Below are 17,615 nucleotides of genomic sequence, written 5' to 3' on the forward strand. Positions count from 1 at the left end.
ACCGCTGTCACCGGGACCGAAATGGACTGGTTCTACCCGCAGATGGTCAAGCTCCACGTCGTGATGGCGTGGGCGAGCATGCTGCTGTTCTGCGGCCGGGGCCTGGCCTATCAGCTGGGTGTGCAATGGGCCAAGGAAGGGCCGATCCTGATCCTCGTGTTCGGTGCCAACACGCTGATGATCATCACCGGCCTCAGCCTCTGGGGGTCGCTGTACTACAGCATCCCGCGCGATGGCTGGCTGCTCGGCAAGCTGATCGCACTCCTGGTCTATTTCGCCTGCGCCCACATTGCCTTCGGCGCTCACCCGCAACGTTCGCTCGGCTACCTTGCTGCGGTGCTGGCGATGGCGTATGCAATGGCAGCGGCCTATATGCGCCAAGGCCTGCTGGGTCTCTGACTTCATGGGGAGGGCCTCGCGGCTCGCATACAATGCGCGCTGACGGGCCTCCTCGCATGGAAGCGCGGCCAACCGGGTCAGGTGGGGAACCAAGCAGCCCTAGCCGTTGTGACCAGTGCCGGGGGTAAGGCTCGTCAACCCTCCCTTCTCTGCTCCCGTCGCTCCTCCCGTCTTTCCTCCCCCTGACTTCCTTCACCGGCGGATGTATCGCTTGGTAAGAGTCGGCCGCGCGCGTCCTCGCATGCGCATTGGCCCTCGTTGACAGCTCACGTTCACACCCACAACGGAGCCCTCAAATGAAGTCGCGTCGCACCCTGCTGGCCATCACCACGGTCCTGCTCTCCACGATCCTGAGTGGCTGCATCGTCTTGCCGGGCGGGCATCACCACCGTCATCGCGACTACGGCGACCACCGCGGTGGCTATCACGGCAGCTACCAGGGCGACCGCGACGGCCGTCACGACCGCCGCTGAGGCCAGGCCTTCAGCTGGCCTGACGGAAGGCCATCACCGCCTGATTGCGCAGCGTGCGAAGGAGCGAGAGCTCCTTCTCACCGAGGTCGATGCTGCCGGGCTCGGGCTTGTCGGCATAGATCAGCGCAAACGGCGCGCCCTTCAGCGCCATGGGCAGCAGCAGGAAGCTGCCGGCCCGCAAGTCCTGCCGATGCCAGACCGGCAGCCGCTCGGCGATATTGGGCAAGGAAGCGTCGGCGATCAAGGTGTCCGCGCCCTTCAGGGCCACCGCGCTGAACAGGTCGGGCAAGGCCCCGGTCGCCACGCGCAAGGGCACCTTGAACAAGGGCACGACCGCTTCCACGCCCGAGCCCAGGCCAAAGCGGCCGGTCAGGGTTTCGGTGCGCGCATCCCGCAGGCAGAAGACCACGCGATCAAAGCCGAGGCCGCGATACATGGTCTCGAGCACCATGCGCAGGATCTCGTTGAGCTTGACGCTCTCGACCATGGCATCGGTGATGTCCTGGATGCCGGCCGCCAGCACTTGCGCGATCTGCTCGCGCGATTGCGGTTGCTGCAACACCTGCGTGGCCTCGAAGGTTGCATGCAACTGATGCGGCGAGAGCGAATCGCTGGGCGCTGGCGTCAAGGGCGCCAGCAGCCTCTGCGCCGGTGAATTCTTGGCCGGCAGGATGTCCATGGCCACGGCCAGTTGCGACAGCTTCTGGCGCGCCTGATCTGCCGCCTGGTCAAAGGCATCCGCGGTGATGCCCAGCGCGCGTGAATAGCGCTGCGCCATCGCTCGCACCTTGGCATGCGCCTCGCTCGGGTCGCTCTGCAAGATCACATCGGCCACGTCATTGGCAGCCCGGGCCAGCCAGCGCTGGCGCTCGACCGGGTTGTCCATCAGCTTGGCCGGCGGCTCGCCCTCGGGCCGGCGCATGGCGCGCTGCAGGATGTCAGGCAGCCCCCATTGGCGCGCCACGCCCAGACCCAGTTGCTCGTAGCTCAGGCCCAGCACCTGGGTGGAGGCCAATGCCTCGCTGACCGGCGCCGCCAGGTTCTGCGGCCCGCCCGTCTTGCGCTCGGGCCGCACCATGCGGCGCACCTGCTGAGCCTCTTCCGGGAAATAGAACTCGGTCAGCGCGCGGCCCAGGTTCTGGAACATCGCGCACAGAAACGCCTCTTCGCTCTCGCGCGAATTGGGGCTCAGTTCGCGCGCCAGCGACGCAGCCATCAAAGAGCGCAGGAACTCTTCTCGCAATTGCTGCGCATGGGCCTTGTTCTCCATGCGCTCCAGCACGATCAGCGACAGCGCCAGGTTGCGGATGCCGCCAAACCCAATGAGCGCCGCTGCGCGCGAGACCGTGGAAATGCTGCCGCCGCCCGCATGACTGAAATGCGCGGTGTTGACCATGCGCAGCAGCTTGTGGGTCAGCGCCACGTCCTTGAGGATCTCGTTGGACAGGCTGCCCAGGCTCTCATTCTCGGAAGCGGTCAGACGCTGGATGCGCATGATCGAATCCGACATCGCCGGGAAGTCACTCTTGTGCCGCATCCGGCGCAGTAGAAATTCCAGCGCCGCGCGGTCGCCGCCTTCGCTGCCGTCTGCGGCCAGTTGCGCCGTGGGATGCAGCCATTCGGCCAGCGCATCCATCATGGCCTTGGCCGAAGGCCACCGCGCCCGGGCGTCGCGCGCCAGGCCACGCTGGACGATGGCGCGCAGCTTGTCGTCCACATCGGCGTTCAAGCCGCTCGGCAGCTGCAACTCCTGCTCGGTGACGCGGCGCACCGCCTTCCAGGGATCGGGGTCGTGGTTCAGGCGCTGGCCTGACACCATCTCGGCCAGCATCACGGCGGCCGCGAACACATCCATCACCGGTGCCGGCGCCTCGCCACGCGCGGCCTCCGGCGAGATATAGCCCGGCGTACCGACGATGCGCTGCGGCTTGCCGGCATCGCTCACGCGCGCAGCGATGCCGAAGTCCATCACCCGTGGCCGACCCTTGGCGTCGATCAGGATGTTGCTGGGCTTGAGGTCGCGGTGCACGACGCCGGCCGCATGCGCAGCCAGCAGGCCATCGAGCACGCCCAGCATCAGCTCCACCGCATCGCGCGCCTTGAGCCGGGGCTTGCCATGCAACTGCTCGGCCAGGGTCAGGCCGGCCACGTACTCGAACACCAGATACGCCTGGCCCTCCTGCACATCGGCCTCGAACACCGGCACGATGTTGGCGTGGGTCAGGCGGCTGACGGCACGGGCCTCGTGCAGCCATTCGTCCACGCTCGACGGGTCGGTGCCCGGTCTCAGCAGCTTGAGGGCGACCTCGCGATCCAGGCGCGGGTCATGCGCGAGCCACACCGTTGCCTGCGCACCCTCGCCCAGCCGGCGCAAGAGTCGGAAGCGGCCGATCTGCGGCGGCAGCGAGGCATTGAAATCGGAGGCAGCCATGGTGGATGCCGCCCCGCTTAGCGATTGCCCCCGGAGGGCCCCGCGTCACCGGTGCCACCCAGCTCGCTGGCCGCGACGCGGCTGCGCAATGCGGAGGGGCGCGGCGAGTCCGAAGCATTCGGCGACTCCGCCGTGGCCGCGACACGCTGCACCGGCTCGCCGTTGTTGTTCGGTGCCGGCGGCTGCAAGGCCAGCATCACTTCGCGCAGGCCCAGCCCCAGCACGCGGGCATAGCGGCGCGTGGCCAGCTCGACACCGGCCTTGCGCCGCTCTTCCGGCCCCGCCAGCGCATCGACCAGCTCGTTCGCCAGGCTGCAGGTCAGGCGCAGCAGATCGGCATCGGTATCGGCCGATCTCACCGGCGCGTCTGGCGACTGGCGCCGGATCATGTGCAGGAGCTCGTCGCCCAAGGACCAATAGCGCGCCACGCCAGCGCCCAGCGTTTCCAGGTCGGTGCCCAGCACCGCATAGGCCGCCGCTTCCTCAGTCATGCCGGCAGGATTGGGGTTGGCCTCGGTGGGCTCCGGCGGCTGCATCAGCTGCTTGATCTGCTGAGCGTCATCCGGGAAGTGGTACTGCAGGAGCAGGCGGCCGAGGTTCTGCATCAAGGTGATCAGGTAGACCACCTCGCCGTCGTAGCCGGCCGGGCGCAAGGCCTGCGCGATCTCGCCGGCACGGCGCACGCGCTGCATCAAGCTGCGCATGCGCGCGGCGTTCTGCTCATTCAGGATGCCAGGCCACTGCTTCACGGCGCGCGCGGCCTGCTCGACTCCGTTGAGGCCGACCATCGCGATGGCGCGCTGCATGTTGAGCACGGCGCCGTCTCCGGCACCACCCTGCATGCGCAAGGCATTGTTGACCCGGCGCAGCATTTCCAGCGACAGGGCCATGTCTTCCAGAATCAGGTTGGACACCGCGCTGGTGTGCGTGGCCTGCATCGAGCTGGACTGGGCCACATGCAGGAGCTTGCTGCTGGTGCTGGGCAGATGACCCAGGCGCTGGATGCGGTCGATCATGGCAGCCACAGGGCCGCCCTCCTCCTGAGTGGCGGCCGCGCGCCAGCCTTCCAGCGCGCGCAGGAAGACGCGGGCGCTGTGATAGCGCTGACGCTCCTGCGCCGCCGTGGCGCGATTGGCAATGGCGCGCAGCGGTGCGGCGATCGGGTGCGGCGTCTCGAAGGGCAGCCGCACCATCTCCTGGCCGCGTGGCTGCATGCGTTGCACCACCTCGTGCAGGTCGGCGACATCGAGCACCAGGCGGCCACCCAGGCCGCGATGCAGCAGCAATCCCATGCAGACCACGTCTTCCTCGGCCGCTTCGCGCACGGCACGACGGGTCACGGCATTGAAGTCCACCGTGCTCGGGAACACCTCCTGCGCCACCTCCAGACCCAGCAGGCGGACATGGCCCGCGGCGTCGATCACCAGGCTGGCGGCTTGCAGGTCCCGGTGGGCGTGGCCGGCCTCGTGGGCAAAGGCCAGGCCGTCCAGGCCCTGCGCCAGCCAGTGGGCCAGGTCCAGCGGCAGCGGGTTGGCCTGGCGGGCCAGGCGCTCTTCCAGCGTTTCTCCCAGGGCACGGTCATAGGCCAGGTAGGGCCATTGCTCGACCTGTCCGACCTCCACCACATGGGCCAGGTTGGGGTGCTGGATGCGCGCGCCGCCCTGGGCCATCTTGAGCCAATGCTCCAGCGCCGCCGGGCTGTTGGGTGCCTGGCGCGGCATGCACAGCATCATTTCCTGGTTGCTGCGGCTGTCAAACACCAGCCACAGCATGCTGCGCATGCTCTTGTTGAGCAGGGCACGCAATTCAAAGCGGCCAAAACGCCTCAAGGGCGTCGAAGTCTGGCTGGCATTGCCGGGAGCGCTGGGAATATCGGACACGTCGAAATGGCTTGGAAACAGTTGGTTCGAGTTTGCTCTATTTGAACTGGGGCTGGCAGAGGGCAATCGACAGAACTGGTCCTGAATTTGCGCCTACTGAGCAGTAGGCCTCAAAGGCAAAGTCTGGATTCAGCTCGTGAGCTGATTCCAGACTTTGTCCAGCCTTTTGGCGCTCACCGGCTGTGGTGTCCGCAACTCTTGCGCGAACAGGCTCACACGCAATTCCTCCAGCTGCCAGCGGAAATCGGTCATGCGGCCGTCGACCTGACCCTTCAACTCGGCCAGGCGGCGCTGGTAGCGCTGTTCCAGGGGGCGCAACTCGGCGAGCAGTTTGCTGTCACGGGCCGGGTCGGCGCGCAGCTTGTCCAGGCGCACGGCGATTGCCTTCAGATAGCGCGGCAAATGCTGGGCCTGCGCCCAGGGCGTGGCATTGACGAAGTTTTTCGGTATCAGACGCTGCAACTGGGCGCTGATGTCCTCAGCCGCCTCCTTGGGCGCGCGGGCGTCCTTCAGCTTGCGCAGCGCGGCCTGGTAGTCAAGCAGGATCTGCAGTGTCAGGCGGGCCACTTCTTGTGCGATCAGGTTGAGGCGGGCGCGGCCCTCCTCGATGCAGCGCTTGAACGCGAACTCGTCGGCCGGCAGCGGCTCGGCGAGAAAGGCCCGGTCCAGCGCCACGCCAATGATCTGGTCGCGCAGGTCCTCGGGCGTGCCAAGGCTCATGAAGGCCACGGCCATCTTCTGCAGGTCGGGGATGTTCTTCTCGAGGTACTTCAGCGGCTCTTTCAGCTGCAAGGCCACCAGGCGACGCAGGCCCAGGCGATGCCGGGCCGCCGCCACCTCGGGCTCGTCGAAGACTTCGATCTCCACATGCGCACCGCGATCGATCAAGGCCGGGAAACCAATCAAGGTTTGCGGGCCGCGCTTGACTTCCATCAGCTCAGGCAGCTCACCGAAGGTCCAGGCCGTGTACTGGGCGCTGGCATCCTTGACGGGCGCCTTGGTCGCGGCCACCTCGGCCCGCACGCCGCCCTTGGCCGCTGGCGCAGCGGGTAAGGCAACAGGCGCAGCCGCCGGCAGCTTCAGCGCGGCCAAGGCCTGGAAGGCCGAGCGCGCCTGCGAGCCCAGCTCGGCTTTCAGTGCCGCGAGGTTGCGGCCCTGGCCCAGTTGCCGGCCATGCTCGTCGACGACGCGGAAATTCATGAACAGATGCGGCTGCAGTTGCTCCAGCTTGAAGTCGTTCTTCTGGATTGCCAGCTGGGTGCGCTCCTTCACCGCCTTCAAGAGCATCTCGACCAAGCCGCCCTGCCCGAACGGATTCAACTCGACGAACTCGGCCACAAAGTCCGGCAGCGGCACCAGGCGCGCGCGCGGCTTCTGGTGCAGGCTCTTGAGCAGCGCCATCACCTTGGCCTCCAGCATGCCGGGCACCAGCCATTCGCAGCGCTCCTCGCTGACCTGGTTCAAGGCATAGATCGGCACGTTGACGGTCACGCCGTCACGCGCATCGCCCGGCTCGTGCAGATAGCTGACCGAGCAGTCCACGCCGCCCAGGCGCAGTGTCTTCGGGAAGGCATTGCCCGTGATGCCGGCAGCCTCGTGCCGCATCAACTCTTCGCGGCTGAGCATCAGGAGCTTGTCGTTGGCCTTGCTCGCGTGGCGATACCAGCGCTCCAGCGTGGCGCCCGAATGCACGTCGGCCGGCAGTTGCTGGTCGTAGAAGGCGTAGATCAGCTCGTCGTCCACCAGCACGTCCTGGCGGCGCGACTTGTGTTCCAGCTCCTCGACCTTCTTCACCTGCCGCTGGTTGTGCGCAAGAAAGGGCAGCCGTGTTTCCCACTCGCCGTTGACGAGCGCCTCGCGGATGAAGATCTCCCGCGCAGCGGCCGCATCGACATTGCCGAAGTTCACGCGCCGGTTGCTGTAGATGACGATGCCGTAGAGCGTGGCCCGCTCCAGCGCGATCACCTCGGCCGCCTTCTTCTCCCAATGCGGTTCCAGCAACTGGGTCTTGATCAGGTGGCCGGCGATGCCCGGCAGCCATTGCGGCTCGATGGCGGCGATGCCTCGCCCGAACAGCCGCGTGGTGTCCACCAGCTCGGCCGCCACGATCCAGCGGCCCGGCTTCTTGGAAAGGTGCGCACCCGGATGGCGCCAGAACTTGATGCCGCGCGCGCCGAGGTACCAGTCGTCGTCATCAGCCTTCAGGCCGATGTTGCCCAGGAGGCCGGCCAGCATCGACAGATGCACCTGCTCGTAGGTGGCCGGAGCGCCGTTGAGCCGCCAGCCATGCTCGGCCACCACGGTATGCAATTGCGAATGGATGTCACGCCACTCACGCACGCGGCGCGGGCTGACGAAGTTCTCGCGCAGGAGCTGCTCGTGGCGACGGTTGGAAAGCTTGTGCTCGCCCTGACCTCCGCGCGACTCCTCCAGCCATTTCCACAGTTTCAGATAGCCGTTGAATTCGCTCTTCTCGTCGTCGAACTTCTTGTGCTTTTCGTCAGCGGCCTGCTGCTGTTCCATCGGCCGGTCGCGCACGTCCTGGCCGGTGAGCGCGCTGGCAATGATCAGCACCTCGGTCAGCGCGTCACGCGTACGGGCTTCCAGGATCATGCGGCCCACACGCGGGTCCAGCGGCAGCTTGGCAAGCTCCTTGCCGATGGCGGTCAGCTCGTTCTGATCATCCACGGCGCCCAGTTCGGCGAGCAACTGGTAGCCGTCGGCAATCGCCTTGCGTGGCGGTGCTTCGATGAAGGGGAACTCCTCCACCTGACCCAGGTGCAGGGCCTTCATGCGCAGGATCACGCCGGCCAGCGAGGAGCGCAGGATTTCCGGGTCGGTGAAGCGCGGGCGCTCGTTGAATTCCTTCTCTTCGTAGAGCCGGATGCAGATACCGTTGGAGACGCGGCCGCAGCGGCCGGCGCGCTGGTTGGCCGCCGCCTGGCTGGTCGGCTCGATCTGCAGCTGCTCAACCTTGTTGCGATAGCTGTAGCGCTTGACCCGGGCCAGGCCCGGGTCGATCACATAGCGGATGCCGGGCACCGTCAGCGAGGTCTCGGCCACATTGGTGGCCAGCACGATGCGGCGCTGGCCGTGCGGCTCGAAGACCTTGTCCTGCTCCTGCTGCGAAAGCCTTGCAAACAGCGGCAAGACCTCGACACCCGGCGGGTGGTGCTTGCGCAGCGCCTCGGCCGCCTCGCGGATCTCGCGCTCGCCGGGCAGGAAGACGAGCACATCGCCCGAGCCTTCACGCCACAGTTCATCCACCGCATCGGTGATCGCGTTGTTCAGGTCGTACTCGCGCGATTCCTCGAAGGGCCGGTAGCGCTGCTCCACCGGGAAGGTGCGGCCCGAGACCATCAACACAGGTGCTGGCCCCTTGGCCGAAGCAAAGTGATTCGCGAAACGGTCCGCGTCGATGGTGGCGGAGGTGACGATCACCTTCAGGTCGGGGCGGCGCGGCAGCACCTCGCGCAGATAACCGAGCAGGAAGTCGATGTTCAACGAGCGCTCATGGGCCTCGTCGATGATGATTGTGTCGTAGGCCTTCAGCAGTGGGTCGGTCTGCGTCTCGGCCAGCAGGATGCCGTCGGTCATCAGCTTGACCGAAGCGCCCGGCTGCAGCCGGTCCTGGAAGCGCACCTTGTAGCCGACGATTTCGCCGAGCGGCGTCTTCAGCTCCTCGGCAATGCGCTTGGCCACGCTGGACGCGGCAATCCGCCGCGGCTGCGTGTGGCCGATCAGCTTGCCGGTATTGGCGCGACCGCGCCCCAGGGCCAGCGCGATCTTGGGCAGTTGCGTGGTCTTGCCCGAGCCCGTCTCGCCGCAGACGATGACGACCTGGTGCTCAGAGATCGCCCGCGCGATTTCCTCGCGCCGGCTGGAGACCGGCAGCGAATCGGGGAATGTGATGGGAGGCAGCGGGTTGGCCTGGATAGGCTGGCGCCGCGGAGCCGCCGCGGGGGCCTTGGCCGCTGCGGATGTGGGAGCTGTCTTTTCTTTCACGAGGCGCGGATTATCCGCGCCCCGCCGTGTCTGGCTGGCCATGGCACACGCTGCGGCACAATTCGCACATGAGCCTGGTTTTCCCCCACACCTTCGTCCCCTGGTTTCGCTCGGTCGCGCCCTACATCCATGCCTACCGAGGAGAAACCTTCGTCATCGGGATGACCGGTGAGCTGGTCGAGGCCGGCAAGCTGAACCATTTTGTGCAGGACCTGTCCATCCTGCACGCCATGGGCATCAACCTGGTGCTGGTCCACGGCTTCCGGCCGCAGGTGAACGAGCAACTGGCCGCCAAGGGCCAGATGCCCCGCTACAGCCACGGCATCCGCATCACGGACGCGATTGCCCTCGATTGCGCCCAGGAGGCCGCCGGCCAACTGCGCTTCGAGATCGAGGCCGCGTTCTCGCAGGGCCTGCCCAACACGCCCATGGCCAACGCCGCGGTGCGTGTGGTCTCGGGCAACTTCCTGACCGCACGACCCGTGGGCATCGTGGACGGCGTGGATTTCCAGCACAGCGGCGTGGTCCGCAAGGTCGACGCCTCGGCAATCCAGCGCGTGCTGGACATCGGCGCCATCGTCCTGCTGTCTCCCTTCGGCTTTTCGCCCACCGGCGAGGCCTTCAACCTGACGATGGAAGACGTGGCAACCAGCACCGCCATCGCCCTGCAGGCCGACAAGCTCTTGTTTGTCTGTGAAGTGCCGGGCGTGCGCGAGAACCCGGAGGACCCGGAAAGCGCCATCGACACCGAATTGGCCGTGGCCGATGCCAAGCGCATGCTGGCCCGGCTGCCCCGGCCCACTTCACCCACCGACGTGGCCTTCTACCTGCAGCATTGCGTCAAGGCCTGCGAGGCCGGCGTCGAGCGCTCGCACATCCTGCCGCTGGCCGTGGATGGTGCCGTGCTGCAGGAGGTCTACACCCACGACGGCATCGGCACCATGGTGGTGGACGAAAAACTGGAAAGCCTGCGTGAAGCAAGTTCGGACGACATAGGCGGCATCCTGACGCTGATCGAGCCCTTCGAGCGCGATGGCACCCTGGTCAAGCGCGACCGCACCGAGATCGAGCGCGACATCGAGCTCTACACGGTGATCGAGCATGACGGCGTGATCTTCGGCTGCGCGGCGCTCTACCCTTACGTGGAAGCCAAGACCGCGGAGATGGCGGCGCTGACGGTCTCTCCGGCCGTGCAAGGCCAGGGTGACGGCGACCGCATCTTGAAGCGCGTCGAGCAGCGTGCCAAGGCCATGGGCCTCTCGAGCATCTTCGTCCTGACCACCCGCACCATGCATTGGTTCATCAAGCGCGGCTTCGTGCAGGTCGACCCGGACTGGCTGCCCGAGGAACGCAAGCGCAAGTACAACTGGGACCGGCGCTCGCAGGTGCTGGTGAAAAAACTCAGCTAAGTTCTGTTTTTCGCCAAGAAGCTGAGCTGAAACCAGGCTTTTGTCGGCGCGCTACAGTGCGCGCCATTCTCTTTCTCTCCATCGAATTCGAGGTTTCTCATGGCTCGCACCGTTCAATGCATCTATCTGAAGAAGGAAGGCGAGGGCCTGGATTTCGCGCCCTATCCTGGTGAGCTGGGCAAGCGCATCTGGGACAACGTCAGCAAGGAAGCCTGGGCCGCCTGGATGAAGCACCAGACCATGCTGGTGAACGAGAACCGCCTGAACCTGGCCGACCAGCGCGCCCGCCAATATCTGGCCCGCCAGATGGAGCAGTTTTTCTTCGGCGCTGGCGCTGAGCAGCCGGCGGGCTATGTCCCGCCGGCCGCATGAGCCTGACCCGCTCCGTTGATTAACACTCCTCAAATAAGAACCATTCTCGTTTGAGATAGACTCCGGACCATTCCCAACGTCCGGAGTTCGCATGTCCATCGCCCGCCGCAGCCTGCTGGCTGCCGCCCTCGCCTTGTCCCCGGCCACAGCCGCCCTCGCCGACGAGAAGGTGCTCAATCTGTACTCGGCCCGTCACTACCAGACGGACGAAGCGCTGTATGCCAACTTCACCAAGGCCACCGGCATCAAGATCAACCGGGTGGACACCGACGATGCCGGCCTCCTGGCCCGCCTGAAGAGCGAAGGCGCGGCCAGTCCGGCCGATGTGGTGCTTCTGGTCGATGCGGCGCGCCTCTGGCAGGCCGAAGCCACCGGCTTGTTCCTGCCGATCAAGTCTGCCGTGCTGGAAGAGCGCATCCCCGCCCAACTGCGCGCGGCACCCACGGCCGCTGGTACGGCCTGGTTCGGTCTCTCGACCCGCGCTCGCATGGTCGTCTACAACAAGCTGGCCGTGAAGAAGGCCGATGTGCAGACCTACCAGGACCTCGGAGACCCGAAGAACAAGGGCCGCCTGTGCACCCGCTCGGGCTCGCATCCCTACAACCTCTCCCTGTTCGGCTCGCTGCATGAGCATCTGGGGCCTGAGCGCACCGAAACCCTGCTCAAGGGCATGGTGGCCAATATGGCGCGTGAACCCAAGGGCGGCGATACCGACCAGATCAAGGCCGTGGCCAGCGGCGAATGCACGATAGGCCTGACCAACAGTTATTACCTGGCTCGCATGATGCGCTCGAGCAAGCCCGAGGACAGGGAAGCCGTGGAGAAGATCGGCTATGTGTTCCCCAACCAGCAGACCTGGGGCACCCATGTGAATATCGCTGGCGGCGCCGTGGCCCGCCACACAAAGAACCGCGAAGTCGCCATCAGGTTCCTGGAATATCTGAGCAGCACGGAAGCCCAGAACTATTTCGCCAATGGCAACAATGAATGGCCGGCGGTGCCGGGCGTGCGCCCCGCCAACCCGGCCCTGGATGCCATGGGTAGTTTCAAGACCGAAACCATCCCGATTGCCGTGGTTGGCTCGAATTTCCCCAAGGTGCAGCAAATGCTGGACCGTGCCGGATTCAAATAAAACCGTGCCCGAGTGACTTTCGTTGCATATTCACCGCAGTATGTTTGCCGGCGGTCGTGTCTATAATCGGCCAATCCAGACCGCTGGCTCTTGATAACTTGCGAGGATTTGCACCGATGGCTTTGCTCAAAGACCTGCTGGCCCAACGCGCCGCACTCGATCAACAAATTTCCGAAACCAAGGACCGCGAGCGCGCCGACGCGATCAACAAGGTCAAATCGTTGATGTCCGAATATGGGCTGACGATCGCCGATTTGAACAGCCGCCCCGCCAAGGCCGCCAAGTCCACCACCAAGGTGGCTGCCAAGTATCGCAACAAGGCGACCGGCGAAACCTGGAGCGGCCGGGGCCTGCAGCCCAAGTGGTTGAAGGCCGCAATCTCCGGCGGCGCCAAGCTGGACGACTTCCACGTCTGAGCCTGCCCGCACAGGACAAGACAGCGCATTGATTGAAAGAGCCGCCCTTCGGGCGGCTTTCTTTTTGCACGGTCTGGCCAATAGCCCCGCCAAGCCACCGCGGGTTTGCTCTGCCACCCATTTGCAGGCCCCGCCGGGGATATTCGGCCCGCATGGGCATTACCCACTGCTAGCATCGCCGCCTGCTGTAGCCCCGCCTGCCTGACAATTCCCGTGGACGATTTGTTGCCCCCGCCGACCGATGGTGATGCTGGCTTGCCCCGTGCGCGCCGGAAAATGCCCAACTGGCTGGCGCCGTGGCTGATCGGTCTGGCCTATTTTCTGGCTGGTCTGCCGACAATATTGGCGAGCCCGGCCGGCCATGAATACCTGATCGGCACCGGCCTGGCCCTGGCGGGCTTGAGCCTCGTGGGCCCGCGATTGCTGCCGGCCTTGTTTTGCGCTTCGCTGCTGTTGGGTTTGCTCGGGAATCTGCCCCTGCAGTGGGCATTTTTCCAGGCCATTGCCGAATTGCTCGGCCCGGGCCTGGGCGCGATGCTTTTGCGGCAAATGCCCTGGCGCTCACTGGACCGCTGGTCGGGCCGCCTCGCCTTCCTGGTGTTTGGCGTCGCACTGCCTCCCTTGCTGAGCAGCCTGGGCTTGCTGGCACTGCGCAGCCTCAGCGAACCGGTCGCGCCAGACATCCTGAGCGGATCACTGTGGCTCGGAGTTGCGGGCCGCGCCCTGGGTGTGCTGGGTCTGGGACTGCCCATTCTTTGGCTGGGGCGGCGCTATCAGCAGTCGCAGCTGGAACAACTCGCCTGGCAGGGCCTGACCGACCAGACCAGCAGCGGGACCTGTGAATGGGATTTGCAGACTGGTCACAAGCAGGCTTCCGCCAACTGGCAGGCATGGGCCGGCGCCGAAGGCGACTGGCTGGGCTGGCTGGAGCACAGCCACCCGCTGGACCGCTCAGCGATCCTGGCAAGCCTGCAGGAGCTGCAAACCCAGCCCGGCAAGGAATCCTTCGACACCACACTGCGACTGCGCATCAAGCCTGGTGGCGAATGGCGCGACTTCCGCCTGCATCTTCAAGTGCTCAGGCGAGACCGCCATGGCAAGGCTGAGCGCCTGCGCACCCTCTTGCATGACGTGGACTGGGAGCGCAGCTCGGCAGAGCGCCAACGGCTGGCCACCCACCTGTTCCAGCACCTGAACGAGGGCCTGGCTGTCGTCGATCCGCAGTTCATGGTCGTCGACGTCAACCCCAGCTACTGCCGAATGCTCAGGGCTGAGCGCGAGCGCCTCCTGAAGCAGCCGGCCCTCCCCCTGAGCAGCGCAGTACTCGGCGATGCCGGCCACGACCTTGCAGTCGTACGCGAGACCTTGCGCGCCACCGGGCTCTGGCAAGGGCAGATCCGCGTGCGCCGCAGCGACGGCGAGCTGTGCGCCTTCCAACTCACGCTCTCCAGCGTCCAGGAAGCGGCGGGACCGGCGCGCTATCACGTGCTCACGCTGGCCGACAGCCGCAGCCAGCCATTGCCCGATGAACTGGCCCAGCAAGCCCGGCAAGACCACCTGACCGGACTGCCCACCCACCGCGAGCTGCTGCACATGCTGGAAGAGGCACTGCCGCTGAGCCAGCGCGAGGGCTTCATGCTCTGCGTCTGCTGCGTGGACCTGGACGGCTTTCGTCAGCTCAATGAGCGCCATGGCCAGGCGGCCGGCGATCAGCTGATCCATCAGGTGGCACAGCGCCTGCTGCACGCGCTGCGCAGCGCACCCCAATGGCGCGACTTGCTGGCCCGGCTCAATGGCGACGAGTTCGCCCTGGTACTGCGCTGCCGCAACCAGGAGGAGGCGCAACTGGCGCTGGAGCGCCTGCTCAATGTGCTGCGCGCACCGCATGTGCTGCCGGGCAGTTCAGCCCCCCTGAGCCTGACCGCCAGCATCGGTGCCACGCTCTATCCGCTGGACCCGAGCGATGGCGAGACCCTGCTTCGCCACGCCACACAGGCGCTGCACCAGGTCAAGCGCAATGGCCGCGATGCCGCCCGTTTCTTCGACACCGAGAAGCGTGCCCGCAAGGAAGCCCAGGCCCTGGCCCTGGCGCGCATGCAGGAAGCGCTCGACTCGCAGGAGCTGCGCCTGTACTACCAGCCCAAGGTCGACATGCGCCATGCCAAGGTGCTGGGCGTGGAAGCCTTGCTGCGCTGGCAGCATCCGCAGCGCGGCCTGCTGGCACCGGCACACTTCCTGCCGCTGCTGGAAGGCACGGGCCTCGGTGTGCGGGTGGGCGACTGGGTGATCGAGCAGGCCCTCAAGCAATCGGCCGCCTGGCTTGGCCTGGGCCTGCGGCTGGACGTCAGTGTCAACGTGGCGGCCCGGCATCTGCAAAGTGCCGATTTCGGCCAGCGGCTGCAGGAGTTGCTGGGGCGGCATGACCCGCTGGTCGCTCACCACCTGACGCTGGAGGTGCTCGAATCGGCCGCCCTGGCCGATGTCGATGCCACACATGCGCTCTTGCAACGCTGCCGCCGCCTGGGTGTGCGATCTGCGCTCGACGATTTCGGCACCGGCTATGCCAACCTCACCTACCTGAAGCGCCTGCCGGTGGATGTGCTGAAGATCGACCGCTCCTTCGTGCAAAGCATGCTGGCCGATGAGCAGGACCGCGCCATCGTGGAAGGCGTCATCAAGCTGGCCCAGAGTTTTGGCTGTGGCGTGATAGCGGAAGGGGTGGAATCACCCGCCCACGCTCAGGCGCTCCTGAAGCTGGGATGCACCCAGGGCCAGGGCAGCGGCATCGCCTCGCCGATGCCGGCCGACGAGGTCGCCGCCTGGGTTCAGGGCTTTGTGCGCGGAGGCTGGCCGGGCCCGGTGCGGCAGCCCATCACGGTAGACTGAAAGGGTGATTCCACCCGGCTTTATTCAGGACCTGCTGGCCCGCACCGACATCGTCGATGTGGTGAGCCGTCACGTCGAACTGAAAAAGGGTGGCGCCAACCTGATGGGGCTTTGCCCCTTCCACGGCGAGAAATCGCCGAGCTTCTCGGTCAGCCCGTCCAAGCAGTTCTATCACTGCTTCGGCTGCGGCGTGAACGGCAATGCGATCAGCTTCCTGATGGAGTACAGCGGCCTCGGTTTTGTCGAGGCCGTGCAGGAGCTGGCGCAAGGCGCCGGCATGCAGGTGCCCAGCGACGAGCGCTCGCCGCAGGATCGTGAACGCGCCGCCGAGCACAAGAAGCACCAGGCCACGCTGAGCGAAACGCTCGAGCGCGCTGCGGCCCACTACCGCATGCAGCTCAAGGGCAATCAGCGCGCCGTCGAATACCTCAAGGGCCGCGGCCTGAGCGGCCAGATCGCCGCGCGCTTCGGCCTGGGCTATGCGCCCGAAGGCTGGCGCGCGCTGGCCAGCGCCTTCCCGTCGTATGACGAGCCGCTGCTCGTGGAATCGGGCCTGGTGATCCTGCACGAGGCGGAGCAGGAAGGCGGCGAGGCAAAAAGGTATGACCGCTTTCGCGACCGCGTGATGTTCCCGATCCGCAATGTGCAGGGCGAGACCATAGGCTTTGGCGGCCGCGTGCTGGACAAGGGCGAGCCCAAATACCTGAACTCGCCCGAGACGCCGGTGTTCCACAAGGGCCGCGAGCTCTATGGCCTGTTTGAAGGCCGGGCGGCCTTCCGGCAGCGCGGCTATGCGCTGGTCGTCGAAGGCTATATGGACGTGGTCGCGCTCGCCCAGCACGGTTTCGGCAATGCCGTGGCCACGCTGGGTACCGCCTGCACGGCCGACCATGTGCAGAAGCTGTTCCGTTTCACTGACTCGGTCGTGTTCAGTTTCGATGGCGACGCCGCCGGACGGCGCGCCGCCGTGCGTGCGCTGGAAGCCTCGCTGCCGCACATCAACGAGATGCGCACGGTGCGCTTCCTGTTCCTGCCGACCGAGCACGACCCGGACTCCTATGTGCGCGAGCTCGGAGCGGATGCCTTCGAGCGCTGCATCGAGGCCGCGGTGCCGCTGTCGCGCCAACTGGTCGATACCAGCGCCGAAGGCTGCGATCTCTCCAGCGCCGAGGGACGGGCCCGGATGCTCGCCCGTGCCAAGCCCTTGTGGCTGGCGCTGCCCGATGGCCTGCTCAAGCGCCAGTTGCTGGGCGAACTGGCCAAGAAGGCGCAACTGCCGGATCAGGAGCTGATGTCCTTCTGGCAGGTCGCGACGGCCCGGCCATCGCCTTCCCACAGCCCTCCCGAGCACGCGATGACCGAGGGGCCACCGCCCGAGTACTTCGGCCCGATTGACGAGCATCATCCGGCACCACAACAGCCCCCGCGCCGCAAGCTTCAGCAGCAGGCTTCGCAACGCAAGCCCTGGCGCAAGGACTGGAAGCGCGACCCCGACGCAGACATGCCGCGCTTTCCGCGGCGCGCTCCGGCCGGCCCGGCCGATGTCGCACTGCGCATGCTGCTGCTCAACAGTGTCTGGTGGGAGCAGCTCAGCCCTGAAGACCAGAGCCTCCTGCATGAGCTGCCGGAGCCGCATGGTTCGCTGGTGGCCTGGCTGGAGCGCTTCCTGGTCAACCATGGTCCGGGCGCCTGGACCGTGGTCGAGGCAGCCCTGATCGACGAAGGCTTGATCGAGCAGGTCCAGGCCCTGGGCGGCTGGGACCATGCCGAGGAGGCGGCGCTGGACGATTTGCGCGCCGTGCTCCGAGCGATGCTGATCGCGCGACTGGAGGAAGAACAGCGCCTGATCACCAGCGCCGGCGCCGCCGCAGACCTTGGCCGCTACCGCGAGCTGAACGAGCAGATCCGGCTCCTGAAGCAGCTCAGGCCGGCTGCTTGAGCCATTTTTTTGAAACTGCTCGACAAATCGGCGATAATTCAGGGTTTTCGCGCGCGTCGTCAAGAGTGACGGCAGCCTGCTTGCCGGACCCGGCCACCCAGCGAAACTGGGCACCCATCGAGGTATCAAGGCCACCTTATCCGCCAGGGCTGCAATTGCAAACGTTCACGCCAACTTGAACGCGCCGCATGTCGACACCATATCGATGGGTCCGACATGCCTGAAAAGCCGCCTGGGGGCCGCCTTCGTTGCCGTGCGAAGGTTGAGGACCCA

General features: G+C 66.0%; 11 protein-coding genes and 1 other RNA gene. 9 read left to right on the plus strand and 3 right to left on the minus strand.

The features are described 5' to 3' along the window. Nucleotides 1-21: 21 nt before the first annotated feature. From V3596_RS03355 to V3596_RS03365, 3 genes are all read left to right on the plus strand, one after another. Nucleotides 22-399: a SirB2 family protein gene (locus tag V3596_RS03355; RefSeq protein WP_334276179.1), complete on the plus strand. Its 378-nt coding sequence runs from the start codon at nucleotides 22-24 to the stop codon at nucleotides 397-399. 41 nt (nucleotides 400-440) lie between these two features. Beyond that, an RNA gene (gene ffs, locus V3596_RS03360) (signal recognition particle sRNA small type) lies at nucleotides 441-538 on the plus strand. A gap of 157 nt (nucleotides 539-695) precedes the next feature. Continuing rightward, a complete protein-coding gene (locus V3596_RS03365; protein WP_334276180.1) occupies nucleotides 696-872 on the plus strand; it encodes a hypothetical protein in 177 nt (58 codons plus the stop codon). A 10-nt stretch (nucleotides 873-882) separates the two neighbouring features. Here the strand turns inward: V3596_RS03365 and V3596_RS03370 are convergent, their stop codons facing one another. The 3 genes from V3596_RS03370 to hrpA form a co-directional block, all read right to left on the minus strand. Next, nucleotides 883-3,303: a protein kinase domain-containing protein gene (locus V3596_RS03370; RefSeq protein WP_334276181.1), complete on the minus strand. Its 2,421-nt coding sequence runs from the start codon at nucleotides 3,301-3,303 to the stop codon at nucleotides 883-885. 17 nt (nucleotides 3,304-3,320) lie between these two features. Further along, entirely contained in the window at nucleotides 3,321-5,183 is a 1,863-nt protein-coding gene (locus tag V3596_RS03375) for an HDOD domain-containing protein (RefSeq protein WP_334276182.1), read from the minus strand. 129 nt (nucleotides 5,184-5,312) lie between these two features. Then, nucleotides 5,313-9,230 carry an ATP-dependent RNA helicase HrpA gene (gene hrpA, locus V3596_RS03380; protein WP_416383956.1) on the minus strand — a complete coding sequence of 1,306 codons (3,918 nt, stop codon included), beginning with the start codon at nucleotides 9,228-9,230 and terminating at the stop codon, nucleotides 5,313-5,315. Between the two features lie 26 nt (nucleotides 9,231-9,256). On the opposite strand from hrpA, the gene argA reads away from it, so the two are divergent. The 6 genes from argA to dnaG all read left to right on the plus strand — a co-directional run bounded on the left by argA (nucleotide 9,257) and on the right by dnaG (nucleotide 17,342). After that, nucleotides 9,257-10,597 carry an amino-acid N-acetyltransferase gene (argA, locus tag V3596_RS03385; protein WP_334276183.1) on the plus strand — a complete coding sequence of 447 codons (1,341 nt, stop codon included), beginning with the start codon at nucleotides 9,257-9,259 and terminating at the stop codon, nucleotides 10,595-10,597. A 99-nt stretch (nucleotides 10,598-10,696) separates the two neighbouring features. Continuing rightward, nucleotides 10,697-10,969, plus strand: a complete 273-nt coding sequence (locus tag V3596_RS03390; protein ID WP_334276184.1) for an oxidative damage protection protein — start codon at nucleotides 10,697-10,699, stop codon at nucleotides 10,967-10,969. A gap of 91 nt (nucleotides 10,970-11,060) precedes the next feature. After that, nucleotides 11,061-12,101, plus strand: coding sequence for an extracellular solute-binding protein (locus tag V3596_RS03395; protein WP_334276185.1), 1,041 nt, complete (start codon nucleotides 11,061-11,063; stop codon nucleotides 12,099-12,101). Between the two features lie 116 nt (nucleotides 12,102-12,217). Next, on the plus strand, nucleotides 12,218-12,517 hold the full coding sequence (locus V3596_RS03400) for an H-NS histone family protein (RefSeq protein WP_334276186.1): 300 nt from the start codon (nucleotides 12,218-12,220) through the stop codon (nucleotides 12,515-12,517). A gap of 276 nt (nucleotides 12,518-12,793) precedes the next feature. Then, on the plus strand, nucleotides 12,794-15,403 hold the full coding sequence (locus V3596_RS03405) for a putative bifunctional diguanylate cyclase/phosphodiesterase (RefSeq protein WP_334276187.1): 2,610 nt from the start codon (nucleotides 12,794-12,796) through the stop codon (nucleotides 15,401-15,403). 4 nt (nucleotides 15,404-15,407) lie between these two features. Beyond that, nucleotides 15,408-17,342 (plus strand): DNA primase, encoded by a 1,935-nt coding sequence (gene dnaG, locus V3596_RS03410; protein WP_334276188.1) that lies wholly within the window; start codon nucleotides 15,408-15,410, stop codon nucleotides 17,340-17,342. The last annotated feature ends 273 nt before the right edge of the window (nucleotides 17,343-17,615 follow it).

The sequence above is a fragment of the Roseateles microcysteis genome, assembly GCF_036880965.1.
GTDB lineage: Bacteria > Pseudomonadota > Gammaproteobacteria > Burkholderiales > Burkholderiaceae_C > JAUASW01.

What these genes read in the sequence shown, in the direction of transcription:
- V3596_RS03365 (WP_334276180.1), top strand. Translation starts at nt 696, where the DNA reads ATGAAGTCGCGTCGCACCCTGCTGGCCATCACCACGGTCCTGCTCTCC.
- V3596_RS03370 (WP_334276181.1), bottom strand. Translation starts at nt 3,303, where the DNA reads ATGGCTGCCTCCGATTTCAATGCCTCGCTGCCGCCGCAGATCGGCCGC.
- V3596_RS03355 (WP_334276179.1), top strand. Translation starts at nt 22, where the DNA reads ATGGACTGGTTCTACCCGCAGATGGTCAAGCTCCACGTCGTGATGGCG.
- V3596_RS03395 (WP_334276185.1), top strand. Translation starts at nt 11,061, where the DNA reads ATGTCCATCGCCCGCCGCAGCCTGCTGGCTGCCGCCCTCGCCTTGTCC.
- V3596_RS03400 (WP_334276186.1), top strand. Translation starts at nt 12,218, where the DNA reads ATGGCTTTGCTCAAAGACCTGCTGGCCCAACGCGCCGCACTCGATCAA.
- argA (WP_334276183.1), top strand. Translation starts at nt 9,257, where the DNA reads ATGAGCCTGGTTTTCCCCCACACCTTCGTCCCCTGGTTTCGCTCGGTC.
- hrpA (WP_416383956.1), bottom strand. Translation starts at nt 9,230, where the DNA reads ATGGCCAGCCAGACACGGCGGGGCGCGGATAATCCGCGCCTCGTGAAA.
- V3596_RS03390 (WP_334276184.1), top strand. Translation starts at nt 10,697, where the DNA reads ATGGCTCGCACCGTTCAATGCATCTATCTGAAGAAGGAAGGCGAGGGC.
- V3596_RS03405 (WP_334276187.1), top strand. Translation starts at nt 12,794, where the DNA reads ATGCCCAACTGGCTGGCGCCGTGGCTGATCGGTCTGGCCTATTTTCTG.